This window comes from Polyangiaceae bacterium (assembly GCA_020633205.1).
Taxonomy (GTDB): Bacteria; Myxococcota_A; Polyangia; order Polyangiales; family Polyangiaceae; genus JAHBVY01.
The window spans coordinates 378,364-403,620 of sequence record JACKEB010000011.1 but is presented as its reverse complement, the minus strand read 5'-3'; the positions used below and the strand labels follow the sequence as shown (position 1 = coordinate 403,620).

The window sequence follows — 25,257 nt, the reverse complement described above, 5'->3', positions numbered from 1 at the left end:
TTCCGCGCGGCAACACAAACGCCCGCGGCGCCGCTACGCCTCGAGGCTGCCCTCGACCACCACATCCTCGGTCACGCTGTGGACGCGGCCGTTCTCCAAGCGCACGATGCGGTCAGCGATGCGGGTGGCAATGCCCCGCGAGTGACTGACCATCACCACCACCGCCCCTCGCTGACGCTCTTCGTCCACCAGCTCCAGCAGACGCTTCACGCTGCCCGCGTCGAGCCCCGAGGAGGGCTCGTCCAGTAGCAGTAGGCTCGGCTGGTGTACCAACGCTCGAGCCAGTGCAACCCGTTGGCGCTGGCCGCGGCTGAGGGTGGAGACGGGTCGATCGCAAAAAGTCAGCGCACCGACGCGCTCGAGGCTTTGCTGGACCCGTGCCTTGCCGCATCCGTGAAGCGCCGCTGCGAGCTCGACGTTCTCGCGCCCACTCAGCTCTCGATAGCAGTGCGAATCGTGGGCTAGCCATCCCAGGTGGCTACGCACACTGGCCGTATCCGCGAAAGGTAGGTACTTCACCTTCCCGCTGGTGGGCTGAATCAACGTCCCGAGGATGCCAAGCAGCGTCGACTTCCCGGCGCCGTTCGGACCCTCGAGCACCGTGACCTGCCCAGCGGGAAAACTCGCACTGACTCCGCGGAGCGCGAGGGTCGTCCCAAATGTCCGGGTCACGCCCTCGACCTCGACGCGCTCGACACGGCTCATTGGGGCGCATCTTGGCATCGGAAACCCGACCCGCGCGAAGAAACAAGCTCCCAACCCGAAGACCACCAAGAAGCTGAAGCTGCGTTGGGTCCAATCACGCACCCCAGTCGCTACGCGTGCGCATGTCGAATCGTGGAACACCGACCTCGCCGACCCAACTCAGTGGCTAAAGCGAGCCACCCCCTCGACGCGACCAAACGTCAACTGGAGGCCGATCTCGGCACGAACCTCCACCGACCCAACCCACACCCAAGCTGCATGCGGCAAAAAAACCCGGCATCCCATCCACTTGCCCATCACAGATGCAAGCAGGCTGACCCTCCCGTGCTACGATGCGCACGATGACCACTTCCGCGGTCGCAGCGGACTCTCAATACCTTGAGCGCCTCGTCGATCTGCGGCGAGCGGTGGAGCACGCGTTGGAGGGCAAGCCCCGCGCGGTTGAGCTCGCCTTGGTTGCGCTCTTGGCGCGCGGTCATGTGCTCATCGAAGACGTGCCCGGGGTGGGAAAGACGACCCTGGCTCGCGCCATCGCCCGAGCGGTCGGGGGGGAGATGAGCCGCGTTCAGTTCACCAGCGATCTGCTGCCCAGCGATGTGCTTGGTGTTTCTGTCTTCAATCAGCATCAAGGGGACTTCGTGCTGAAGCAGGGGCCCATCTTCAGCAACCTGCTGCTCGCCGACGAGATCAACCGCGCGAGCCCGCGCACACAGTCCGCTCTGCTCGAGGCAATGAACGAAGGCCAGGTGTCGCTGGATGGGCAAACCATCCCGCTCCCAGATCCCTTCCTCGTAATTGCCACGCAGAATCCTCAGGACTTCACCGGCACCTTCCCGCTACCTGAGAGCCAGCTCGACCGCTTCATGGTGCGCATTCGCATCGGCTATCCTCCGCCGGAGGTCGAAGCGCGTCTGATGCTGAACCCCGACGGGGATCGCGTCGACCGCGTCGCTCAGGTGCTGGACCCCCAGTCCCTAGTGGAGCTCCAGCGCCACGTGATGCGAGTGGATGTCGACAACTCGCTGGCTACCTACCTTCAGGCCCTGATTGCCTCGACGCGCTCGACTCCGACGCTGGCCCTGGGTGCGTCCACCCGGGCGGGCATGAACCTCTCGCGCGCTGCTCGGGCCCGCGCGCTGCTCCACGGACGGCGCTACTGCATCGCCGACGATATCTACGAACTGGCGGTGCCGGTGCTCGCTCACCGGGTGCGTCTGGCTGCCCACGCAGAGGGTTACGTTCCCAGTCGTGAAGAGGCCGAGGCTGCGGTGCGCGATGTCGTCGCGCGCGTGCCCACGCCTCTGTGAGGTGACGTGGCAGTCGGCCGGCTGTCCCTCCATCCCAAAGTGCAGCGCTCGCTGCGGCGCCCACTTCCACCCGAAGCAGGCAAGCTACGCAGGCTGTACGCGCGCTTCAGGCCGCCCCGGCGCCTGAAGCTGACCCGCGAAGGGAAGTACTTCATCGGCATCACCTTCGGGGTGGGGTTTGCCGCCATCAACACCGGCAACAACTTGCTCTACCTGTTGCTCGGCATGTTGCTCAGCCTCATCGTCGTCTCGGGCGTGATGAGCGAACTGAGCCTGCGAGCGCTGACTGTCGTCCGTCGCCTGCCGCCGCGCGCGCAAGTTGGGCGGCCCCACTTGGTGGAGATCGAAGTCTACAACCACAAGAAGCGCATCCCGAGCTACGCCATCGAGATCGAGGATCTGCGCGCAGGCCAGCCAGCAGACAAACGCTGCTTCTTCCTCAAGATCAGCCCGCGGTCCGCGCAAGTCGCCGCCTACCGCCGCACGCCCGCGCGACGTGGCCGCGACCACCACATTGGTTTCCGCGTGGCAACGCGCTTTCCGTTCGGGCTCTTCGAGAAGTCGCGAGAGCTGGCCGCAGACGGGGAACTGATCATCTACCCCGCAGTCGACCCAGTGCGGCTTCCGCCAGCAGCCAGCGGCCAGCGCGGCGGTGCGGTGGGCGCCGTCGCGCGAGGCTCGGGAGATGACATCTTGACGGTGCGCCCAATGCGGGAAGGGGACGACCCGCGAGACATCTACTGGCGCAAGAGCGCAAACATGGGGCAGATGGTGCTGCGAGAACGCGCCCGGGAGACCCAGCGTAACGTTGAACAAGTTCTCGACGTTACCTTCCTCGGGGAAACACCTGACGATGAGTGGCTGCAGCGCTTCGAGCGACGCATCCGCGACGTGGCCTCGCGGGCCGTGGCGCACCTGAAGCGAGGGGACGCCGTGACGGTGCGTACTACGACCGGGGAGCGCGCTCGGGCCAACGGCTCGATCGGCGCCGATCCCATCCTGCGCTTCTTGGCGCTCCTCGAGGCCAAGCCGGCGGAGCCGAAGGAAGACGACCCTGCTCCCAGCAAGCCATCCCGTAGCGAGCAGGAGGCCGCGTGAGGTTCGGGCTGATCCATCGCATCATGACCGATGCACTAGCCGCCCTCGGCTTGCTCTCGCTCATCACGAGCGGTGAGCTTGGGCGCGGTGTCAGCATCGTGATGCTGGTGGGCCTGCTGGGTTCGATGCTCATCCCCGAGCGTTGGCAGGACCGCACTCCGATTCGGCAGTTGGGTGTCGCGGCGCCAATCCTCCTCCTGCTGACTCAGGCGGCCCGGCTGTTCCTCGGCGCACCCGTGCTGCAGCTGGCCATCGAGTTCGCGGCGGCGTTGCAGATCGTCCGTCTCGCCACGCGGCGGGGTGCAGCTCACGACCAGCAGGTGATTGTCCTGGCGCTGCTCCACCTGATCGCGGGCACCGTGCTGGGGACTGGACTCGCCTATGGCCTGTGCTTCCTCGGCTTCTTGGTCGTCGCGCCAGGCGCGCTGGTGCTGAGCCACTTGCGGCGGGAGGTGGAAGGAAACTACCGCCAAGGCGCGCGGGACCGCACCGGGCTCCCTGTCGACGTGCCGCGCATCCTGCGTAGCCGGCGCGTGATCGGCAAACAGTTCCTGCTCTTCACCTGCTTGCTGTCGGTACCGATCTTCATCTTCACCGCGATCATCTTCGTGATGTTCCCGCGCGTGGGGCTTTCGCTGTTGCTTCTGAATCACGGCAGAGCAGAGCGCATGATCGGCTTCAGCGATCGCGTCGACCTTGGCGGGGTTGGCAAGCTCCGCAGCGATCCGACCATCGCCATGCGTATCGAGTACGATGGGCTTCCGGAGAACCCGCCGCCTCGCCTCGCGCTGTATCTGCGCGGCACCGCCTTCGACAAGTACGACGGCCGCTCGTGGTCGCGCACCCAGGTGTTGCGAGTGCCCGCGGCGCGCGAAGACGGCAACTACCTGATCAGCCGCGCGCCGGACCCGAGCGATCGCCACATGACGATCGACCTGGAGCCGATCGACCCGCCGGTCGTGTTTCTGCCGCCCGACGCCGTTGCGATCCATCTCGCAAACCGCGGGGAAACGACGGTTGGAGGTAGCCCGCTGCTCTTCTCCGGGCCCGAAGGCGAGTTCAAGTACCGCACGCGAGACGAGCGAGGCGTACGCTACGAGGTCTGGACGCCCACCAGCGTGCCCGCGCCGGTGAGTGAGCTCCAAGCCACCGAACGTCAGCGCTATCTCGCGCTGCCTCCGAGCTTGCCTGGACGGGTGGCCCAGCTGGCGCGCGACTGGGTGGGAAGCGAGACGGATCCGGCGAAGCAGGCCAAGATCATCGAGACGAAGCTGCGTACCGAATACAGTTACGACCTCGCGTCGCCGTCGGGCTCTCAGGAGAACCCCCTAGACCACTTCTTGTTCGAGTCGAAGCGCGGCCACTGCGAGTTCTACTCGACGGCGATGGCGGTACTGCTGCGGACCCTCTCGGTTCCGAGCCGCAACGTGACCGGGTTCATCGGCGGCACCTACAACCGCTTCGGGCACTTCTACGCCGTCCGCCAAGGCGACGCCCACAGCTGGGTCGAGGTCTACCTACCCAAGAAGGGCTGGACTCGCTTCGATCCGACCCCGCCAGGAAACTCAGCTCCCCGTAGCGAACTGAATGGGGCGCTAGCCTTCGTGCGTGACTTCGTCGAGGCGTCCGCTCAGCGCTGGAATCGCCATGTCGTGGGCTACGACCTGCAGCAGCAGGTGGGGCTCTTGAACTCGGTCAGTCGCACCTACTCGAGCGTGCGCAGCCGATCTTCATTCCTTAGCGGGCCGATGGGTTCCCCAAGGCGGCTGGGCGCACTGGGCGCTGGAGCGTTGCTGCTTGGTCTCAGCGTCTACTGGTTCCGGCGCTCGCGTCGCCAGCGCAAATCCACCCGCACGGAAACGACCCACAAGCTACTTGCCACCAAGCGCGCGATGAACCTGTACGAGATGGTTGAGGGCGCTTTGCTGAAGCGGGGCATTCCGCGTCCCCCGTCGGTCCCGCCGCTGCGCCACGCCAGGAACCTGCAAGCACTGAAGCATCCCCTGGCGGACGAAGTCCTCGCCTTGACGGAGATCTATCTCGAGGTCCGCTTCGGTGGGCGAGAGCTCGATGTCGAGACCGCGCGGGACTACAACCTTCGTGTACGGGCCCTCAAGGAAGAGCCACCCACCGCCGCGGCCGCTTGACCGGTGTTCACACCGTTCACATCTGAAACGGCCTTCCGTTTCAGAAAGGGTCAGCCCACTGGCCGACTGATGGTGCTCTGACGTCGCACCCGTGACTACGCTGTCACAGCAGGCGTGTCCAAACGATCACAGCGTGCGGTTGCTGACGCACGCTCAGGCGAGGTCGAGCCGAACGGGGTCGCCTTCGACGGTGCTGAAGCGCGCCGAGGCGGACGGCTTGGCCAGCATGCCGTCGTACTCCAGGTCCGCTTCGCCACGTTCCACCCAGGCGACCAGGATTTGACCTTCGCCGACCTCGCCCAGACTGACCAGGCTGACCTCAACGCCGCGCCGCAGGTCCTCTGCAGTTACGGAGCGTTGGATGCTCGCGATGGGACGGGCTCCAGCAACCGGCGTGGCCGTTCCGGGCCGCAGATCGCGAACGTCGTAGGTCTGGACAATCAGTCGCTGGGCCCCGACTTCGTCCGCCACTTCGGCAGAACTTACCCGGGCTTTGACTTGCTCCACCTCGGCCACCCCAAGGCTCGTTGCGGCCACCAAAGCGAGCCAGGAGACGCCGGTTGCGGCGTTTCTGACGCTTTTGGGGATGGGGGGGAGGGGTGCCATGTCTTTGTTCCAACCAACGCCGCAGAGGTGCGACTCGTTACAGGTGCAAAGACATAAGCACCATCCGTGCCAACGCAAGTGCCGGCCAAGTGATGGAATTGACATGGCGACCCCCTGGGGCGCGCATGACCTGGGTCGCACTTTACCGGGTCAATCGGAACCCAGCGCCGCGTGCTTCAGCACCTCGCGCGCCCAACCCAGGGATTTCGCGCAGTTTTGCGCGGCCTTCCCAGAGACGGGGTAGGGACCGACGGCTAGTGCTAACCAGGCGCCCTTGCGCTCGAGAGCGATCGCTCCGCGCTGCCCTCGTCCGCACCCCGCCTTCAATCGGTAGCCCTTACGCAGTGCGTCTTCCAAGCGCTTCGCCTGTTGCTCATCGTCCCAACGCATCAGCCAGGCGACCGCCCGCTCATCGCCCTTGGCGTACACCGCGATGCGATCGCCACCCCAGCCACTGGCGGCCAGCACGCTGGTGGGGTGATCCAGCCACTCCTCCAGCAGCACCCGAACCGACTGCTCGCCCATCACGTCGTGGTACGTGTCCGCCCAGCCAGCCCCTGGCGGCCGGGGCAATTCCACATGCAAAGGCGGCTCGTCCGACGCGTACTTTTCCGGATGGATAATCTGCTCGGTGCTCTTCGGCTGCCGTTTCCACGCGGCATCCACCGCCCGCCAGCCGCCGCGATTCCTCAGGTGGTGAACAAAGCTGAGTCCGTCGCGGTAGGGCGCCACGATGGACCGCACGATGATCCCGGGCACCTTGCCAGCCTCCGGCGGTAGTTCCTCCGCGCCCTCTAGAATATCCCCAGGGATATCCAGTGCCGTCTTGCCCTGCGGTCGTACCATTAGGTCGACCATGAGGCTGGTTGCGTCTCCTTCGGCCAATGCGTGGAGCGCGGCTTGCTCGTCGCCAGCATCGTCACGATAGTCGAGCTTGGTGCCGAGATCGAAGTGCTGGTCCTGGAGCGCGTGGACCAGCTCATGATTCAGCGTGATGATCTGCTCCATCACGGGCAGGTCTTGAGCCAGAAACATGGTCTTCGTGCGGGGCTGATAGAAGCCTGCAAGCTTCGCTGTCATCACACCCCGGATCGCCGCGCCGTAGTCGAAGTCGGTCGGCGCCATGTTCAGCGCCACCAGGATCTCCTGGGTGCCATCGAGCGCCCGCTTCGGCACCTCATTGGCGATCTCGCGGTCCACTTCGTCGAGCATCTCGTCGCGAGTGACACGCCGCCCGATGACTCGTCCCTTCACTGCAAGGCCCCGCGCAGCCGCCACTTCGAGCAGCGTTCCAGCAAAGGGGTCCGCTGGCGCCGCTGGTTGTTCCGCCTCTTGAGTCTCGGCGGGGGCAACGCTCGCTACAGGTGCTGGGGGCGCGACGCCGGGTTCGCGCGCGTGCGGAGAACAAGCAACCAAAGCCGCAAAGCTCCACCAAGCGCGCGACCGCCGCCTCATGTGGCCGCTCGAATGGCTGAGATCGCCTCACGGCGGTCGGGCCGCCCGAACACTGCGCTTCCAGCGACCAACACGTTCGCTCCGGCGCTGACTACGCGCCCCGCTGTCTCCGGGGTGACTCCACCGTCCACCTCGATGTCGACGTTCAAGCCCCGCGCCTCGATCTGCTTACGCAGGCGCTCAATCTTAGGCAACACCTGCGGCAGGAACGCTTGTCCCCCGAAGCCAGGGTTCACGCTCATCACGAGCACCAGGTCCAAGTCTTCCAGGACGTACTCGAGACTGCTCTCCGGCGTATGGGGATTCAGCACTACGCCTGCCCGCTTCCCAAGCCGCCTTATTTCCGCGAGGGTACGCTGCAGGTGGAGAGAAGCCTCAACGTGGACGCTGATCACATCCGCGCCCGCTTTGGCAAAGTCCTCAACGTAACGCTCGGGCTCGACGATCATCAAATGCACATCGAGGGGAAGCTTCGTGACCTTACGCAACGCCGCGACCACTGGAGGGCCGAGTGTTATGTTGGGCACGAATCGGCCATCCATCACGTCCACGTGAATCCAGTCCGCTCCTGCTTCGGCGACATCACGAATCTCGTCGCCGAAACGCGCCATGTCGGCGCTGAGGATCGAAGGCGCAATGAGCGTAGGGCGATCAGCGGACATGGCGCACGACATACACCGCGAAAGGAGGTCAGACCAGTCGCCATCGGGGCTGTATTCGCCGCTGCTATCCCTACCCAGTCCGAGCGCGGGCGTTCGCCTTGAGGTCCCCGCGGCGGGTCCACGATTCGCTGAATGATTGAACGCGCCGCGCCTCGTTTCAGTGGCGCCATGCAGGCGCAGCGAACTCCCGCGCCCCAGCGAGCGGGGGTGGGCGAGGTTCAGGGCGAACTCAGTGGCAGGAGACTAGAACTGCCGGAGTTGATACGCCCGGCGCCTGACCGCCGCTTTCGATTGGAACGGAAGGCGTACGTGGGTAAGGTGGGCGAAACTCCAGCTCGACGTCGGAACTATGATTACGCGCCCGCTCGGCAAGCAAGACTACGACCATATCGTTCAGGTCATCGACCGCTGGTGGGGAGGACCAACCAGTGCGCTGGCCCACCCCATCTTCTTCTACGAGCTCGGCCAGCTGGCACGCGTCGTGGAGCACGACGGAATTCTGGTCGGCTTCCTGTTTGGCTTCATCGCGCCAGGACCGCCGAAGACGGGCTATGTGCACCTCGTAGGTATCCACCCTGACTACCGACGTCGTGGCGTGGGCAAGGTGCTCTACCAAACCTTCGAGGAGGACTGTCGCAAGGCAGGCTGTACCCGCCTCAAGGGCATCACCACGACCGGCAATGAAGGTTCGATCGCGTTTCACAAGGCGGCCGGTTGGACGGTGTCCCATGTAGACGACTATGCTGGACCGGCCCGCCCCCGAGTGGTCTTCAACAAGACCCTGACCTGAGCGGCGTCCCTCCTAGTCTCTCCCCACCCTCCGTCACCTGACCGCCGTGACCATCCAACCGCTGTGACCGACGACGCACCGGCAAGCTTTCCGGCTTCAGGCCCCGCTCGTGAGGCCCGGCGGCTGCTTAGCAACGCTCTCGAGAGCCTCCAGCTGCGTGCCGGACAAACATCGAGTGTCCGGCAGGCCATAGAAGCTGCTGCCGAAGCTTCGAGTCATCTCTACCTGGTGGAGACCGGCGAGTCGGACAGTTCGTTCGAAGGGATCCGTGCGGCAATAGAGCAACTTGGTGCGGCGTTGGCCTCGCTACAGCGGGACTCTCTCAGCGACCCCACGGTTCTTTCCGCGACGGAAACGATCGCGCGAACACTAGCGCTGCTTTATCCGGTGGCACGCGCGCAACAGCGTGCCCGGCGCAACGTCATCTTCCATACACGCGCGCCCGTCGAAGCATCAGAGCTGAACCTACCAGAGGACACGGTGCCCCCGGCGCCACCTGCTGGTCGCCCACGTATCCACACTCCGAGTTTCCGCGGCCACGAGCAGCGAGCCCGCGGCGAGCGTGTCTTCGTAGAGGCCGACATTGGACTGCTCTCCGACTCACACTTCTACACTGGGCTGAGCCAAGATCTCTCGAGCGGCGGCGTGTTCATCGCCACCTACCAGCCTCAACCGGCAGGCACGGAAGTTGGGCTCTACTTCGCCCTTCCCGATGGTCACGTCGTCGAAGCCAAGGGCATCGTGAGGTGGACTCGTGAAGGCGGAAATGACACGCCACCCGGTATGGGCGTCGCTTTTCAGGACCTCAGCCAGCCGGATCTCGAAGCAATCGAGCACTTCTGCGAGAGCCGGGCCCCGCTGTATCACGACTCCGCAGACAGCTGAGCTTGCTCTCACCCCGCTCAGCGGCGGTGCGACTGGCCCAATGGGCGCCGAGCGGGTAGGGTGAAGCGCCATGGCGCATGACGCCGGCGGAGGTTTCGTGTCTCACCGCAAACCCGTAACGGCCGATGAATTGAAGCGGATTGGGCTCTTCGGAGCGCTCTCCACCGAAGTGCTAGATCATCTCGCGACCTCGCTCCCGATCGTGGAGCCGGACCCTGGCGATCTGGTCTTCAAGGAGGGTGACACCGCACGCGAGCTATTTGTCCTGCTCGAAGGCGAAGCGGAAGTGGTCAAGCGCTCGCGCTCCGGCGTTGACGCGCGAGTCGCGGTGCTAGGGCCCGGCGACTGGTTCGGTGAGATGGGCGTGCTTGACGTACAGCCTCGCTCTGCGAGCGTACGCGCCCTGGCCCCGTCGCGCTTGCTGCGGATCCGCGCAACAGACCTCGACGCACTCTATCGCCACGATCTCAAGGCCTACGCACTGGTCGTGTTGAACATCGCCCGTGAACTCAGCAGACGCCTGCGAGTGACGGACGGTATCCTCGCGGATTTTCTGGTCAACGTGCTCGACGTCGTGGAACGACGCCAAGCCCCACGCGCTGACTAGGCCAGTGAGGCGAAATCTGTGATTCGCTCAACAAGTCGACACAGCGTTTCCGCGTCTCAAAAGTAGCGCGACCAGGAACACTAGTTCGCAGCGTCGGCTGTGGCGTCGCCGGCCTGACCATCTGCGGCGTCTGCGTCACCCGCGTCACCCGCGTCGGTCGCAGCGTCGCCGGCGTCGCCGCCATCCAGACGGCCGCCATCGGCGTCGGTGACTGGCGCATCACTGCCGGCGTCGGACACTCCCGAATTGCCACCAGAGCTACCGCCAGTCCCGCCGTTTTCGAGACCGCCGCCGCCGAGTGCGCCGCCTCCACCCGCAGCGTTGATGTCGCCGCCGGCGCCTGAACCGCCATTGCCCACGGCACCCGCGCCAGCGCTAGACGACCCCTCTGCAGGCGGCTCTGGTTGTGGGTTGAGACTACACGCAGCAGCCACGAGGCCGACGACCAGCCCCGTTAGTGCGATCCGCCAGCCGCAACGACTCACGCGCCTGTCCCGCCTGATGTCCCCGCGGAACCGCCCGCGGTACCACCAGTCCCAGCTGCGCCGGCAGCCCCAGCTGCGCCGGCGGTCCCAGCTGCGCCGCCAGCGCCAGCAAAGCCACCAGCTCCACCAATGCCGCCCGAGCCGCTCGTGCCACCGATGCCGCCCGAGCCGCTCGTGCCACCGATGCCGCCTGAGCCAGCTACGCCTCCGGTGCCAGCGCCACCAGCTGCACCACCGCTGCCAGCTGCACCACCGCTGCCAGCTGCACCAGCCGCGCCGCCGCTGCCGCCCGAACCACCGGAGCCGCCCGAACCGCCCGACCCACCAGAACCACCGGAGCCGCCCGACGCGCCGGAACCACCAGACCCACCGTTACCACCGACTGCGCCGCTGCCACCGTTGCCTGCGTTGCCGCTTCCACCAGAGCCGCTGGAGCCGCCGAACGACGAGCCGCCCACGCCGCCGTTTCCGCCCTGACCCGTGGGTGGCTCGGGCTGGGGGTTCAAACTACACCCAGTCACCAAGGCGATGGCCGCCACCCAAACAAGCAAGCGCATTCGCATACCCCGCTGGTCCATTAGCACACGCGTACGTCTGCAGGATGCAGTCCATACCCTGGTTTGCCAAACCACGGGCCAAGGCACCGCGAATGGCGCAGCTTGGCACAGCCTCGGACATGTACGACGCACTCAGCGTCAGGGCACTAGAGGGCGAGTTCACCGTCGGCAGCGGAGTCGGAGTCCGCGTCTTCTGCCGCGTCAGGCGCATCACCAGCGTCTCCCGAGTCAGGCGTCTCGCCCCCCTCACCCCCATCCATGAAGGCATTGGGATCCGCGTCCCCGGCTTCTGGCGCTGGCGCACCGCCATCGAAATCGAAGCTACTACCGCCGCTACCCACAGCTCCAGAACCGCCGTTTTCGGCTCCTCCCGAGCTGACCCCGCTGCCGCCGGAACCTCCCGCGCTGCGCCCACTTCCGCCCCGCCCTCCGTCGCTCGTCAGGTCCTCCACCGGAGGCTCAGGCTGGGGATTCAATCCACACGCCACGCAAACAAAAGTGGCCAACGACAAGCACAACAGCCTGTCCCAGCGCAGCAGCGTGGTCATTGCGAGCCTCATCCCGTCGCGTCCGAAGCAACTTTCGCGCCCAGCACTGAGTCGCGCTCGAAGCACCTTTTTTACTGCGAGCCGCTCACCAGCGCTTCAGGCGGCGCGCCTCGGCCAGCAACTCTAGCGCTGCGGAGACGTCTCCACGCGCAAGGCTCTCGCGAACCGTCCTCAGCTCGCTCTCGAGCTCCTCCAGCGCTGCTGCGACTTCAACGGAGTTGCGGGTGAGGATGCCGCTCCACATCCCTTCCGGCCCACCACCGACCCGGGTCGCGTCCGCGAAGCCCGGTCCGGCGAAGCGACGGCGGTCCCTTCCCGCGAGCTTCACCATCGCGCTCGCCACCAGTTGGTTGGCATGACTCGTCAGCGCCACGCCGTGATCGTGCGCGTCAGGGGCAACCACAACAGGCTGCGCGCCCAATACCAGGGCGAGTTCACGGACGCGTTCGACGCTCGACACGTCGGTCGTTTCCGTGGGGCAGATAAACCAGCTGCGCCCGCGAAACAACTGCGCCGAGGCGTGCTCGAAGCCACCACGTTCCTTGCCCGCCATCGGGTGTCCGCCGCAGAACCGCGTGAGCCCGAGCTGCTCCGCGCGCTCGCACACGTCGCGCTTGGCGGATCCACAATCCGTCACGCACACCGCCTCGGAAAGCCAAGCGAGCTGCTGCTCAATCACGGGCAAGGGAGTCGCCAGGACCACCAAACCGGCGCGAGCCGAAGCGTCTTTCAAACTGGATTGATCCGCCTCGATCAGTCGACTGAAGAGCTGCGGCTCATCGATGGCGGCAAGCCCCCTCGGCAAATCGGCTCCCCAGATCTCACGCGCCCCCGCGTTGCGCAGGCCGAGTGCGATGGAGCCGCCAATCAGGCCCACCCCGACCACGAGCACTGCCTCGCCGGGGAAGGGCTCCGCGCTCATTTCCGCACGACCTCGCCGATGGCGCGCAGCTTGTTTGCGAGTTCCACTGCCTCTTCCCAATGAAGCGTGGCCGGCTGAGTCGGAAGGTCGCCAGATGGCCCGACCCACACTCGGAGCACCACACCGTCGGCGCCAGCTCCGATGGCCGCGCTGGCGACCGCCGCGCAGTAGCGGGCGCGCTGAGCAATCGTGGGCACATCCACCACGATCGGCAGGTGGGTGCGGAGCTTCGCCCTGGCGATGGCTGCCACCTCCAACGTTCGCGCACCGTTCGGGTATTCACCACCCGCTTCCATCAACACCACCGTGCCATTGCGCCCAAGCTCTCGCTCGGCCGCGCCAATCCACTTGTTGGCCCCCCAGCTCGGCTCCCGCACCACGAACGTGATCGGCCACTTCGGAGACTGGGGCGTTGGGTGCAAGCTGACCCACGAAAGCGAGCCTAGCGACTCGGGCACGTTGCGCCCCCGGCTCACGGCGGCATCGAACGGGCGACCAGCGGCGAGCGCATAAGGCAAGCTCACTGGAGGCTGATCTGCAGTGGTCTCCGGGAAGCCGATCGGCTCGATGGCGATCCACGGTCGCTCTCCACCGATACTGCCAAAGTCTCCGTCGACCACCGTCTGCCGCTGGCGAAACTTGCGCGACGACAGGCGATACGGCTCGCTGACGCGCACCACCTCGGCGACCGCCTCGATCTCCCGCACGACAGCCACATCTGACTCGGTGACGTCTCCAACCACACCCAAGATGGTGCGCGTCTGCCCACTCGAACGATGCACGTCGAAGTTGTTCTGAACGAGGTACGCGATTACGGCCTCGATGGCGGATTCCGGAGCATCCGACTCCATCACGACGATCATGGGACCGAGCAGCCTATCAGAAGTGCGCTACTTGGGAGGCTCCACCGAACCCGCCCGGACCGAATCTGACTCCGGCGGCAAGAGGAAGGCACGACGCGATGCAGCGGCCCTCGTGTCCTGTCTGGTTTTTCCGCGCCCGTCTGGGACGACGTCACCTGGCGCGCGTTGGGGCAGGGGCGAGCATCGGAAAACCGCGATCCCTTGGCGCTTGGCGGCGGGGATTGTAGGTTTTCCCGACGTGCGCTCGCTCGCTTCCCGGCGGCGGCCGCTGCACGCCTCGAGGAGCCCTGCGTGAGCCAAGCGGATCAGAACTCGGACCCACTCATCGATACGCTCATAGCCGGGCGCTACCGCGTCGTGCGTCGGCTTGGTGAGGGCGGCATGGGCGAGGTCTACCTCGCGATGCACGAGGCAATCGAGAAGAAGGTCGCGCTCAAGGTCTTGCGCCCGGAGTATTCGGCGAAGGCAGACATCGTCACGCGCTTCCAACAAGAGGCCATCAGCGCCTCGCGCATCAAGCACCCCAACGTGCTCGAGATCTTCGACTTCGGGCAGCTGGAGACGGGTGCCTTCTACCTCGCGATGGAGTTCCTCGAGGGTCACGACCTCGCGGACGAGCTGCAGCGGGTGGTGGTGCTGTCACCGCAGGACGGAATTCGCATCGCGCTGCAGATCTGTCGCGCGCTCTCCGCTGCACACGGCAAAGGCGTCGTCCACCGCGACATGAAGCCGGAGAACGTGTTTCTGCAGCGCGTCGCTGATGGGGAAGAAATCGTCAAGATCGTCGACTTCGGCATCGCGCAGCTGCGCAGCAATGAAGAGGCAGAGAAGCAGCAGCCTACGCGCCGGCGGCTCACCAAGACCGGCATGATCTTCGGGACCCCGGAGTACATGTCGCCGGAACAAGCGGCGGGCAAAAAGGCAGATCAGCGCGTCGATATCTACGCAACGGGCATCATCCTGTACGAGATGTTCACGGGCGCGGTTCCTTTCACTGGGGAAACGTTCATGGCGGTGCTCGCCGCGCACTTGAACGATTCGCCGCCGCCCATGCGCATGATCGCGCCCGACCTGCAGATCTCTGCGGAGCTCGAAGCGGTCATCATGCGCTCGCTCGCCAAGAAGCCGGATGAGCGTTTTCAAACCATGAACGAGATGGCCCAGGCCCTGATGGGCACGCCAGAAGGTCTGGGCGCCGGCCCGGTGACGCGCCAGCTCATGGCGTCGGATCCTCAGCTCTCCATGGCAGCGGGCCACGGCTACAACCCGAACCAGGCGGTCGGCGCCGTGACCGGGCACCAGTTCAGCGGGCCAGGTCCACAAACGTCTGCACAGTTCACGCCGGGGCAGGCCACACCCAACCCGCTGTCCCAGGACCCGAATCGCCCATCCTACAACCCGCCTACGGCTGTGTCCCCGGGGGTCCCCCCGTATCCCCAGGGTAACATCCCGCCAATGCCCACGCCGCAGGCCGCTCAGCAAGGGCCAGCACAAGCGATCACGATCGGCGGCGTTGAAGACCCCAATGAAGCGGACCGCTTGTCGAGGGCGCACACCTATCTCGAGGCGACGGGCCCAACTCGCCCCCCCGAAGAGAAGAAGTCGAAGCTCGGCTTGATCATCGGTGTCGCCGTGTTGCTGCTCGGTGGCGCGGGTGCGGCGGCGTTCGCGATGCGCACTCAAGGCACGACCGACGGCCCCGCCGCGGAACCCACGGCTTCCAACGTCGGGCTGCCTGAGCCACGAAGCGTAACGCCGCCCGTAGCGAGCGTGAGCGCTCCACCCCCGGAGCCGGCGAAGCCCGAGAAGTACACCTTGAAGATCACGACGGAGCCTGAGGGTGCCATCCTGAAGAAAGGTGACTTTCAGGTCTGCCCCAAGACGCCGTGCGAGCTGGTCGCAGACCCAGATGAGCAGCTCGAACTCAGCGCCACCAAGGGAGCGATGAAGGGCAGCGAGAAGGTGTTGGCGCAGAAGGACGGCCAGAGCGTGGTGATCAAGCTCAAGGCGCCTGCGGTTCAGCGTCCGCCGACCTCGGGTCCTCGCATGTGTGAAGTCGAGGTCGACGGGCTCAAGATCTTGCGCCCGTGTCCCTGAGCCGGTCTCGCTGATCGCACCGCTGCGCTGGAGTGAGCTTGCTCTCTAGCCATATTTTCCGCGCGGCCATTCTAGGCTTTCGACGCCCTGGAGCGTCCTGCAGCGACCAAGCCCCTACAAAGCGCGCAGGCCGCCGGATCACTCCGACGGCCTTTCGCTGCTCGCATGCTTGTTGTTAGCCCGCGGTGGGGTAGCAACAACCGGTCACACAGAACTCGCCTGCAGGGCACTCCGCTTGGCCCGGTTGTCCACACTGCTGGCGGCCCGTGGGGCACTGCTGCTCGGTGCAGTCTGCGGGAAGGTCCGGCTTGCCCAAGCAGATTTCACAGTGCTCGCAGGTGTTCAGGCACGCAGGTACCTGATCACACGGACGGCACTTGGTGGGATCGTTGAGCGTGTCCGGCGTGCAAGTGCCATCACCGCGGTTGTCCTCTGAACCGAGATACACCGTGGTGCTGGCCCCTGGGATGGCGCAACAACCAAAGCAGTCACAGCCATTGGGAGTGAGCGGGCCGCAGTAGCTGGCGCAGGCGTTGCTCTGAGTTTGGTAGGCCTGTGCGCAAGACATCTGCGTGCCAGGTAGGCTCGCGCCCGGGTCGTACTGGCACTTCTTGCCTTCGGGATCGTAGTTCGGCGCAACCTCATGGGTATCGCACTCGTGGCTCCAGTAGCAGTCGTCGTTGCCGGAACCGGAGTCGCCGTCGAAGTAGCAGTCCGCCTTGCAAGGCGCTGAGTTTTGACCGGGGATCTCGCCCTTGTAGCCTTCCTCGTTGTTGTCACAGGCGCCGAGACAGCTGACGTCCTTGGAGTCGATCTTGCCGTCGTTGTCGTTGTCGAGACAGTCACCGCACTCGTACACCTTGCCCTGGCACGCGCGCACGACGCAGTAGTTGCCGCAGCCCTGCACTGGGTCGCACGTCTGGGTGCCGGTGCAGAGGTTGTCGTCGGGGATCGCGACACAGCCACCCGCCGACTCGGAGCACATCTGCGTGGTGCATGCGACGCCGTCGTCTGGACAGCTAAGCGTGGTGCCGGCGACGCAGCCCGCTGCGTTGGCGCCAGACGTTGCAGGCTGACAACGTTCGACACCGTTGCACACCGCACCGTCGGAACAGGCCGAGTCGTTGGGAGACGCCTGACAACCCAGCGTCGCGTCGCAGTAGTCCGTCGTGCAGCTGAAGCCGTCGTCGCACGTCGGCGCAGTGCCCGCGACGCAACCATCGGAGTCCGAGTTCGGGTCACTTGGAGAGCAGGTCTCCACGCCGTCGCACACCGTCGAGTTTCCACAACGGATATCCTGCGGTGCGTGGAGGCACGCGCCGGTGCCGGCCTCGCAGCTGTCCACGGTGCAGTAGAGTCCGTCGCTGCAGTCCTTCGCCGTGCCCGGCACGCAGAGCCCGGTGCTCAGGTTGCACATCTCGCCGACGGTGCACGGATCGTTGTCGTTGCAGTCGGAGTCTTGGGTGCAGGCAGTGCCCGCCACACACCCCGTCGCCAGACAGGCCTGACCCGCAGCGCAGTTGCCTTGATTCGGCGTGAAGACACAGCCTGCAACGTTCTCGTCGCAGGCGTCGTCGGTGCAGCCCACGCTGTCGTTGCACACCACCGGCGAAGCAACCAAGCAGCCGTTCGCGTCACCCGCGCCGTTCGTCGCGCACGTCTCGGCGCCGTTGCAGTACACGCCGTCGTCGCAGAAGTTGTCGTTGGCGACCGCCTTGCACGAGTCGGTGCCTTCGTCGCAGCTGTCCGTGGTGCAACCGATGTTGTCGTTGCAAACGACAGGCGCACCAGCGACACAACCTTGAGCGTCGGAGCCAGGGGTACCGGGCGCACAGGTCTCTGCGCCATCGCAGTATTGACCGTTCGAACACACGGAGTCGACACCGACGTGAACACAGCCGGAACCTTCGACGCAGCTGTCCGTCGTGCAGCTGAAGCCGTCATTGCAGTTCGGTGCGCTGCCGGAGACACAGCCTGATGCGTCACTGGAGCTCGCCGGGTCACAGCGCTCGACGCCATCGCAGAACAAGCCGTTGGAGCACAACGCATCCTGAGGCACGGAAACGCACCCCTGAGCCGCCTCGCTACACACCTCGGTGGTGCAGTCCGCGCCGTCGGAGTTCGTGCAAGTGACCTGTTGCCCGGACACGCAGGCACCGGTGCCGGTGTCGCACGTCTCTGCGCCGTTGCAGAACAAGCCGTCGTCACACTCGCTGTCGAGGGTGCAGCCGCCGCTCGTGCCGCCAGTGCCCGCCGTGCCGCCTGCGCCCGATGAGCTACCCCCCGTCGACGTGCCGCCAGCAGACGTTCCACCTGCCGAGCTCCCACCCGCTGAAGATGTTCCACCTGCCGAGCTTCCGCCGGCTGACGTGCCGCCCGAGGAAGTCCCGCCTGAGGATGTTCCGCCTGAGGCCGTGCCGCCCGATGACGTTCCGCCTGAGGATGTACCGGCCGCGCTGCCGCCGCCCGCTGAGGTTCCGCCCGACGTGGTCCCTCCCGCAGAGCTACCAGCCGCAGAGGTGCCGCCCGCAGAGGTGCCGCCCGAGGACGTTCCACCCGAAGAAGAAGTGCCGCCCGCAGCGGCCCCAGAGGAACCGCCCACGCCGCCGTTGCCGCCCACGCCGCCGTTGCCGCCGGCGCCTGTTCCGCCTTGGTTGGAACCGGAGCTACCGCCCTGTGCGTTGCCGGCGGAGCCGCCCTGAGCGTTGCCAGCGGAGCCTCCTTGAGCGGAGCCAGCAGAGGCGCCCGTACCGCCGGTGGCGCCGTTGCCACCCGCGCCCTGCGTCTCGTCGCCGCTCCCGCAAGCAACCAACCCCAAAGATAACGTCAGGGCAAACCCTGCCAAAGACTGCCGCATGTGTCCTCCGCCAGCTCCTGCTGTTTCCGAACGCGGGCACATCTTTCCCAAGCACGTCGACTTGAGACGCACGCGCGCCAGAGCCACTCAACCAGAGGCTTTCGTGGAGGGTTTCACTCGGCTTTATGAGCTCGCGCCCGGTTTTCCCTACGCATACGGATCTAAGTGAATCCAGCGCTTCCGCGTTCTCTGACAGCCCCCGCAGAAGCACTTTGCAGAGCGAAACACTCGCCGCTGAGCACCCCGTTGCATGGGACTTCAGCGCGGATTGAGGGGTTGGGGGTGAGGCGCACCGCCACAGTCGACTGGAGGTGTCTCACGGGCGCGCGGGTGACTTCCGCACCTGACGTTCGCCGACGGTTCAACGAGCGTCTCCGGTTCCACGGCGTAGCCCGTTCCGCGCTCATCGACCTGCGCCGTTGGCCGCGACCCCGCCACCTCAACACCGCTCCAGTCCGAAGTCGCGGGGCCACCACCGCGCGCCTGCGCATCAGCCGCAGTTGGCCGCCGGGCGGCGCCGCCTCAGCGCCCCCAGTGCACCATTTCCGCACAGCAAACCAGTCTCAAACCGCACCAGCGGTCCGCGTAAATTTTCCACGCAGCAACTTTACCGCGAACCTCGCATTCCCCCACGGCAACATTCGCCAATGCGCCAAATTCAGGTTCCTCGCGGCAATGTCGCTTCCGCATGGCATCACGTGACGGCAAGCAAGCGCCGCCACGCGCATATCCTCCGGGCAACGTTCTAGATAAAGAACGACACACCGAGGCTGGCCACAGGGTGTCCCACACGCAGCGTCAACGACGCCCAATCAACGAAGTGCCAGCGCCCACCACCGTAGAAGACGAACGCATCGAACTTGTCTTTGCGCTTGCCTTCGCGGCGCAAGCGGATTGCCGCACCTGGCTCACCAAAGACGGAGAACTTTGGATGCAACCAGAAGTTCCACTGCATCACGATCGGGATGCGGTCGACGTTCTTCTGATGGTCGAAGCCAAAACCGATCCCCACCGTGTTGTTGATCGTTTTGACGAAGCCGTTGTCCACCAGCTCGAACGTGCCGCGAAAGCCGAAGCCTACGTCGTCATCGTCGCGATCGAACGGGGCGAGCGGACCCAGCAGCAAATGGGGCTCGGCTTCGAATGTGTAGTCGATGTGGCTACCTGGCCGCTTGATCTGCCCGAAGGCAGAACCAGCGGCCACCAGCACGCTCAAGCCGGCAAGAGCGGCGAGCGCTGGACGCAGCGCCCGCCCGCTGCGGCGAAGGGCGCGAGGGGCACGCTGCTTGGCTTTCAGTGAGACTTTAGGGAGGCGGATCATTCCGCGTAGAATACTCCCTTGAGATCTTCCGTGCTGGAGATCGGCACCCCGCTCTTCAAAGAGATCGCGCGGTACTGGTAGTACATGCCGGGCGTCAGTGCCGGACCATCGTAGGTCACCGTGGCCGGTTTGCTGCCACCGGGGTCGAAGTTGCCCTCCGTCTCCCAAACCTGCGTCCCGAGCGCATCGAACAGAGTCACTCGATACATGTCCTCGCTCGAGTCGTCTTCCCACTCGAACACCGGATTGCCGCTTACGCCTTCGGGTCCATCTCCACCGGGAGAGAACACCGCTAGAGCGCCGGTTACCTTGAACCCCTCACTGATGGGCAGGTCGTTGCCGGTGACGTCGATGCGTACCAACTCGGTGCCGCCAATCGAGGTGTCCGGGTCCCGCACCAGCCCGTCGTTCTCGAAGGCCGCGAGCACGACGTAACGCCCCTTCGGCACGCCAGCTATCGACCAAGCGCCGCTGACGTCAGCTGCTCGCAAGCCACGAGGCGCTTCTCCGCGCAGCGCAGTCTCATCGAACGTTTCCTCGGGGACAAGGATCACGGAGGTCACCGAAGCACCCCCGCCGTTCACGATTTGGATCTGTCCACTCACGACTGCCGTGGCTTCCCCCGCAGCCTCGAGATCGACGCCTTCCGTCGTCTCTCCCGCCTTCACGTCGGCGGTGTTCGGCGTGAGTTCCAACCCGGATGCGTAGCCGTGGACCCCAACACTCCCTGCGGGCACGTTGAACACGGTGTACGCTCCATCGCTATCAGCGATGCCAGTTTCGCCCCCCGCAACGACCAAGGTTCCTCCCGGGTTGTCCGCGTTCACGTGGCCACTGACCGCACCCAATCCGTCGGTTGCACCCAGCGCGATCAAGCCGATATCCGTCGCCACGTTTGCGACCTTGCCGTCGCCATCCACGAGGCTGACGTCAACCGGCAGGGCGACCCGCGGTGGCTTCGGGAACGAGAGATAGCCTGAAGCGTCTGCCCGCAGCGTGTACGAAGTAGACACCGGCGTGCCATCTGCGTTGCGCTGCACGGGGACACGTAGGTCGTAGTTGCCTTCCTCGTCCGTCACGGCAACGCTGGACACTGCAGCACCGTTCGCGTCACGCGCGACCACCAACGCCGCCTCGATGGCGGAGTTGTCAGCGGTATCAAAGACCTTTCCCGTCACCGAGACCGGCGCGTAGCACGCAGGCTCACCGCCGACGGTCTCTTCACAGACTTGGTCCTCTTCGCAGCCAGTCTGAGCGACAAGGTCACAGCCCTTCGGTTCCTGCTTGGGCGGGTCGTCATCACCGCCACATGCGGCAAACGTCAAACCCAAGCAAAACCAGCCAATTTGTGCGTAACGCATGGACTTCCTCCTACTCGGCGCGCAGCCACGCGCCGAGTCCTGCCGACCCGAAAAGGCCGGCACATGACTCCTCACGGAAATAGCTCTTGGGGGCGTTCTAGCGCCTCAGCCAATCAACGAGGCGCTTCGATGCAGCAACCGGTCACGCAGTAGTACGCCGACGGGCACGGCGACTGCCCGGCCAAGCCGCAGGGCTGGACGCCTGCTGCACACTGCGAGCTGCCACCACCTGTGCCACCCGTTCCTTGCCCCGCGGAACCGCCTGCGCCGGTCCCACCTGCGCCGCCCGTGCCCGGGGGGTTACAGCTCTCAGGTAGCGTGTCCTTGCCGATGCACAGCTCGCACTCCTCGCAGGTGTTCAAGCAAGAAGGCACCGGAGTGCAAGGATGGCACTTCGTTGGGTCGTTGACGTCTTCCTTGGTGCACGTGGGATTCTTCCCTGAATCCTCAGAGCCCAAGTAGACGTACTTGCCGCCGCCCGCCGGGAGCTCACAGCACCCGAAGCAGTCGCAGCCGTTGGGCGTCAGCGGGCCGCAGTAGCTCTCGCACATCGGGTCCTGCCCCGTCTCGAGCTCGCTACAACCCTTGCCGGTACCCGGGATGTTCGCATTGGCATCGTACTCGCACGCGCTATCACCACTCGGGTAGTAGTTCGGCGGCGTCGAGAGCTTGTCGCACTCATGCGACCAGTAACAGCCGTCGTTGTTACCGGTGTCTTGGTCGAAGTAGCAGTCCATCTTGCACGGGGCTTCGTTGCCTCCGGAGATGCCTGAATCGTAGGAGTCTTCCGTGTTGTCACAGGGCCCCAAGCAATCGGGGTCCTCCGAATCGATCAACCCGTCGTTATCGTCGTCGATACAATTTCCACACTTGTAAAGGTGCGCCTGACACATCGTCTGCACGCAGGCTCCGCTCCCGCCGGCTCCTGTCCCAGCCGTCGTGCCAGCAGATCCGCCGCTGGCGGTTGCCCCCGTACCCCCCGTGGTGATCACCGTTCCGCCGCTGCCGCCAGCCGCGCTGCCGCCTGCTGCGCTGCCGCCTGCTGCGCTCCCCGCGGAACCGCCCACACCACCACTGCCACCGTTGCTCGTGCCCGCACCACCGTCGCCCATGTCTCCAACCTGGACGTCGTCACCACACGCCGCCGCGAGCGCACCCACACCTACAACGGTGCTCAGCGCAAGCCAACGACGTACGACCCGGCCCATGCCTGGGCGCGCATTCTGATGTTGCAACACGACGATGCAGTGGTGCCCGTCGGAGCGGGTTATCACTCGTCGAGGATCGACTCGACCTTGCGCTGGTGCGCCGACTCGGGATGTTCGGCTTCGAACGTCTCCGCGCGGCTCTTCGCCTCGCCCTCGCGCTTGAGCCGCTTCAGCGCCTCGATGGCAATGACTTCACGCTCTTGCGCCAGCACCCCAGAGGGGTAGAGCCGCTTGTGCTCTTGGGTGGCAGCCAGCGCCGCCCCAGGGTTCTTGCTCAGGTTCCGACGGGCTCGCTCGAGGATCGAAGCCTCGCTTGGCGCCGCGGGTTTGCTCGCTTTTTGTGGTGCCTCGACTTCAACCGGGGCTCTTTGCTCCACTTCGACCTCGGCGGTCGGCGCCGGAGCGCTGGGAACTACCTTCGGTTCTTCGACTGGAGGTGCGACCTGTTCCGGCACCTCTTCGAGGCGCGGAGTGGCGGACGGAGCTCTCTCACCCCCAAGTAGAGCGTATCCCCCAGCTCCTAGCCCGAGGCTAATCCCCACGGCAATGACGAGCTTGGCGGCTCCGCTCAACCCGGCGCTGCTACCGCTCGCACCAGCACCCGCGCTGCCATCTGTGGGCGCAGGAGGTGGACCGACGGGCAATCGCGCGGCCATGCGGGCGATGGCTTCCGCTGAAGGAGCGTCCACACGGGCGCTACCAACCAAGCGACCAAGCTCACTGCTCGCGTTCAGTCGCTCGTCGCTCATGCGCCCTCCTTACGGGAACTCTCCGCAGCGACCTCGGCCTCCGACTCGTGGGGCTGAGGCGCGATCTGCAGCGACTCCTCGAGAATCTTTCGGGCCGCGCGCAAACGCGAGTACCCCGTTTGCAGCGGACAACCCACAAGTGCCACCACGTCCTTCATCTCCAACTCCTCGATTTCGTAGAGGACGAAGACTTCTCGCTTGGCATCGTCGAGCTGTTCCAGCGCGGCCACGAGGCGATCTCGCATCTCGCGGTGCTCGACCTGTCGCTCCTGATTCGGATTGAGCTGGGGCTCAGGGAACTCCGAAGGGAAGCGTTCTCGGCGGACGTGGGCGCGTCGCCGATAGTCAGAGGCCACTCGCAAACAGAACGCGTATATCCATGTGCGAAGGCTCGAGCGCCACTCGAACTCTCCAAGGCGGCGGTGAACGGCGACAAAGACCTCTTGGACATGGTCTTCAACGTCGCGCTCGGCAACCCCAAGGTACCGCAAGCTGCGCCAGACGAAGGCTGCGTGTTCATCGAAAATCCGCCGAAATTCGGGTAGCTCACTCATCGGCGGATTCACCAAACAGCCCCCACCGGGGGGTCAACTTGGGTCCTCGAGGAAGGGTGGCGCGCCCTGATGGCGCTTTCTCCTCGAGAACTGGACTCAAAACCTCTTGGCTCTGTCCTGTCTCATGTTGACAGGAATGTCCACGTCACCGCCACACACTCTGTGGACGACGGCGCGGTCGATTATGAAGGGCTCAGCGCCAAGGCGCCGAGGCTTTAAGAAGCTTACTCGGCGTCCCGACATTTGCCTACGTGAACCTAGCTACACCCCGGCGTGGTCCCGATACGCCTCGGATCCAGCCAGATTCAGCTGAATTCATGCGCGAGAGCGCGCGAAATCGGACTGCGATAGGGCGGCGCAGTCAGAGGGCAGTCAGAGGGCAAGGCGAAACCCCAGGGTCAACTTTCCCCCCACCGGGGCAACCTGAAAGAGCTCGATCTGCTCACCTGCGCGCTCATAGAAGTAGCGATCCTGGACCATGGGCACCAGCGCCTCCGCTCCAACCACCAGGTGGTTTGAGCCAACCTCCGCCGCCCAGCGCACGCCGAGAGATAGTTCCCCACGGATCCGGCTGCGACTTCGGTTGTTCTCCAGTTCGTCTCCCTGGGCCCATACGGCACCCACCCGCTGACCAACACACAGCTCCAGCCCGAAATCCAACGGACACACGAGCAGACCCGAGGTCACTGAGTTCAGAGTGAGGCTGCCTTGGTCGTTCGTTGCCCGCCCATGATCGAGGTTCGCGCTCAGCTCGATGGGCCAGAAGGTACCTGGCTCCACGCGCAACCCCAAATCTCCGCCGAAGCTACCCAGTGGCAGCGCGCCAGCCGTCGTCGTCGCGTCTAGGAACAGGGAGTAGCTCCACGGCGGAGCGACGGGTGGCTGAGGTGGTGGCGCCTTTGGAGGCGGCGGCTTCGGCAGCTGCAACGGCGTGCCCAGCGGCGGAACGGCCTTGGGCTTCTCAATCGCCGGCTCCGGTTCGTCCGGCGGGGGCGGGGGAGGCAGCTCCTCCCGTGGCACGTCGATCATGATCGAAGTGACCAGGAGCAACGAGTCGTCGAGCACGTGGCAGTCCTCGCCCTCCATGTCGAGGTCGCGGCTGCCAACCAATGTACCGCGCTTCCCAGTAGGGGTGTCCGCGGTGCGTAGCTCGAGCTCTGCGTGCGCCTTGCCGTCACGAAAGGCAACGTTTCCGCGCAGAACCAGATCGGCGTTCTCGTCGAACACGGATCGCCCCAGCCGGCGGTCGACTCCCGCGCGCAGTTGCTGGGCACTCATGCACTCATCGCTGCTCTGCCACACGACGCGAGTCGTGGCGGGAGTGGCCAGCGCGGAAGCCGGCCACCCAAGCCACACGAGGAGCGCAAAACGCCGAGCTATGCGCCCGAAATCCATTGGTAGATCCTTACTCCTTCCCGCCAGGCGGGCGATGGTCAAAGTCAAGACCCCCGTACAAACCGTGCATGCGGATTT

The 25,257-nt window shown here is 65.3% G+C and carries 23 protein-coding genes; 7 read left to right on the top strand and 16 right to left on the bottom strand.

Annotated elements, in window-relative coordinates; translation table 11 throughout:
* Positions 1-33: 33 nt before the first annotated feature.
* Complete coding sequence (locus tag H6718_08395; GenBank protein ID MCB9585404.1) at positions 34-705, bottom strand: ABC transporter ATP-binding protein; 672 nt, start codon at positions 703-705, stop codon at positions 34-36.
* A gap of 341 nt (positions 706-1,046) precedes the next feature.
* Between H6718_08395 and H6718_08390 the strand changes: the two genes are divergently transcribed.
* Genes H6718_08390 through H6718_08380 form a run of 3 tightly spaced genes read left to right on the top strand, consistent with a single transcriptional unit; the run spans position 1,047 to position 5,257 of the window.
* Positions 1,047-2,012: a MoxR family ATPase gene (locus H6718_08390; protein MCB9585403.1), complete on the top strand. Its 966-nt coding sequence runs from the start codon at positions 1,047-1,049 to the stop codon at positions 2,010-2,012.
* A 6-nt stretch (positions 2,013-2,018) separates the two neighbouring features.
* Positions 2,019-3,110 carry a DUF58 domain-containing protein gene (locus tag H6718_08385; protein MCB9585402.1) on the top strand — a complete coding sequence of 364 codons (1,092 nt, stop codon included), beginning with the start codon at positions 2,019-2,021 and terminating at the stop codon, positions 3,108-3,110.
* The gene (locus H6718_08380) at positions 3,107-5,257 is read left to right on the top strand and encodes a DUF3488 domain-containing protein (protein ID MCB9585401.1); all 2,151 of its coding nucleotides are present in this window, start codon (positions 3,107-3,109) and stop codon (positions 5,255-5,257) included. The genes H6718_08385 and H6718_08380 overlap by 4 nt, the downstream gene beginning before the upstream one ends.
* Before the next feature lie 153 nt (positions 5,258-5,410).
* Here the strand turns inward: H6718_08380 and H6718_08375 are convergent, their stop codons facing one another.
* From H6718_08375 to H6718_08365, 3 genes are all read right to left on the bottom strand, one after another.
* On the bottom strand, positions 5,411-5,863 hold the full coding sequence (locus tag H6718_08375) for a hypothetical protein (GenBank protein MCB9585400.1): 453 nt from the start codon (positions 5,861-5,863) through the stop codon (positions 5,411-5,413).
* Positions 5,864-6,013: 150 nt separating this feature from the next.
* The gene (locus H6718_08370) at positions 6,014-7,117 is read right to left on the bottom strand and encodes a hypothetical protein (protein MCB9585399.1); all 1,104 of its coding nucleotides are present in this window, start codon (positions 7,115-7,117) and stop codon (positions 6,014-6,016) included.
* A 197-nt stretch (positions 7,118-7,314) separates the two neighbouring features.
* Entirely contained in the window at positions 7,315-7,992 is a 678-nt protein-coding gene (locus tag H6718_08365) for a ribulose-phosphate 3-epimerase (GenBank protein ID MCB9585398.1), read from the bottom strand.
* A gap of 337 nt (positions 7,993-8,329) precedes the next feature.
* On the opposite strand from H6718_08365, the gene H6718_08360 reads away from it, so the two are divergent.
* The 3 genes from H6718_08360 (at position 8,330) to H6718_08350 (ending at position 10,262) form a co-directional block, all read left to right on the top strand.
* On the top strand, positions 8,330-8,770 hold the full coding sequence (locus H6718_08360) for a GNAT family N-acetyltransferase (GenBank protein MCB9585397.1): 441 nt from the start codon (positions 8,330-8,332) through the stop codon (positions 8,768-8,770).
* A 63-nt stretch (positions 8,771-8,833) separates the two neighbouring features.
* A complete protein-coding gene (locus tag H6718_08355; GenBank protein MCB9585396.1) occupies positions 8,834-9,655 on the top strand; it encodes a TIGR02266 family protein in 822 nt (273 codons plus the stop codon).
* Between the two features lie 70 nt (positions 9,656-9,725).
* Positions 9,726-10,262 carry a cyclic nucleotide-binding domain-containing protein gene (locus tag H6718_08350; GenBank protein ID MCB9585395.1) on the top strand — a complete coding sequence of 179 codons (537 nt, stop codon included), beginning with the start codon at positions 9,726-9,728 and terminating at the stop codon, positions 10,260-10,262.
* An 80-nt stretch (positions 10,263-10,342) separates the two neighbouring features.
* Here H6718_08350 and H6718_08345 read toward each other — a convergent pair whose 3' ends face one another.
* The 5 genes from H6718_08345 to H6718_08325 form a co-directional block, all read right to left on the bottom strand.
* On the bottom strand, positions 10,343-10,747 hold the full coding sequence (locus tag H6718_08345) for a hypothetical protein (protein ID MCB9585394.1): 405 nt from the start codon (positions 10,745-10,747) through the stop codon (positions 10,343-10,345).
* Positions 10,744-11,325 carry a hypothetical protein gene (locus H6718_08340; GenBank protein ID MCB9585393.1) on the bottom strand — a complete coding sequence of 194 codons (582 nt, stop codon included), beginning with the start codon at positions 11,323-11,325 and terminating at the stop codon, positions 10,744-10,746. Before H6718_08340 ends, H6718_08345 begins: the two co-directional genes overlap by 4 nt.
* A 125-nt stretch (positions 11,326-11,450) precedes the next feature.
* Positions 11,451-11,852 (bottom strand): hypothetical protein, encoded by a 402-nt coding sequence (locus H6718_08335; GenBank protein ID MCB9585392.1) that lies wholly within the window; start codon positions 11,850-11,852, stop codon positions 11,451-11,453.
* A gap of 85 nt (positions 11,853-11,937) precedes the next feature.
* Entirely contained in the window at positions 11,938-12,774 is an 837-nt protein-coding gene (locus tag H6718_08330; protein ID MCB9585391.1) for a prephenate dehydrogenase/arogenate dehydrogenase family protein, read from the bottom strand.
* Positions 12,771-13,637: a hypothetical protein gene (locus H6718_08325; protein ID MCB9585390.1), complete on the bottom strand. Its 867-nt coding sequence runs from the start codon at positions 13,635-13,637 to the stop codon at positions 12,771-12,773. Before H6718_08325 ends, H6718_08330 begins: the two co-directional genes overlap by 4 nt.
* A 291-nt stretch (positions 13,638-13,928) precedes the next feature.
* Between H6718_08325 and H6718_08320 the strand changes: the two genes are divergently transcribed.
* Positions 13,929-15,734 carry a protein kinase gene (locus H6718_08320; protein ID MCB9585389.1) on the top strand — a complete coding sequence of 602 codons (1,806 nt, stop codon included), beginning with the start codon at positions 13,929-13,931 and terminating at the stop codon, positions 15,732-15,734.
* Positions 15,735-15,909: 175 nt separating this feature from the next.
* Here the strand turns inward: H6718_08320 and H6718_08315 are convergent, their stop codons facing one another.
* The 7 genes from H6718_08315 to H6718_08285 form a co-directional block, all read right to left on the bottom strand.
* The gene (locus H6718_08315; protein MCB9585388.1) at positions 15,910-18,591 is read right to left on the bottom strand and encodes a hypothetical protein; all 2,682 of its coding nucleotides are present in this window, start codon (positions 18,589-18,591) and stop codon (positions 15,910-15,912) included.
* Between the two features lie 745 nt (positions 18,592-19,336).
* Positions 19,337-19,912, bottom strand: a complete 576-nt coding sequence (locus H6718_08310; protein ID MCB9585387.1) for a hypothetical protein — start codon at positions 19,910-19,912, stop codon at positions 19,337-19,339.
* Positions 19,909-21,273 carry a hypothetical protein gene (locus H6718_08305; GenBank protein MCB9585386.1) on the bottom strand — a complete coding sequence of 455 codons (1,365 nt, stop codon included), beginning with the start codon at positions 21,271-21,273 and terminating at the stop codon, positions 19,909-19,911. Before H6718_08305 ends, H6718_08310 begins: the two co-directional genes overlap by 4 nt.
* Before the next feature lie 113 nt (positions 21,274-21,386).
* Positions 21,387-22,511: a hypothetical protein gene (locus tag H6718_08300; GenBank protein ID MCB9585385.1), complete on the bottom strand. Its 1,125-nt coding sequence runs from the start codon at positions 22,509-22,511 to the stop codon at positions 21,387-21,389.
* Between the two features lie 32 nt (positions 22,512-22,543).
* On the bottom strand, positions 22,544-23,230 hold the full coding sequence (locus H6718_08295) for a hypothetical protein (protein ID MCB9585384.1): 687 nt from the start codon (positions 23,228-23,230) through the stop codon (positions 22,544-22,546).
* The gene (locus tag H6718_08290) at positions 23,227-23,784 is read right to left on the bottom strand and encodes a sigma-70 family RNA polymerase sigma factor (GenBank protein ID MCB9585383.1); all 558 of its coding nucleotides are present in this window, start codon (positions 23,782-23,784) and stop codon (positions 23,227-23,229) included. The genes H6718_08295 and H6718_08290 overlap by 4 nt, the downstream gene beginning before the upstream one ends.
* A gap of 372 nt (positions 23,785-24,156) precedes the next feature.
* Positions 24,157-25,179: a hypothetical protein gene (locus H6718_08285; protein MCB9585382.1), complete on the bottom strand. Its 1,023-nt coding sequence runs from the start codon at positions 25,177-25,179 to the stop codon at positions 24,157-24,159.
* Positions 25,180-25,257 lie beyond the last annotated feature (78 nt).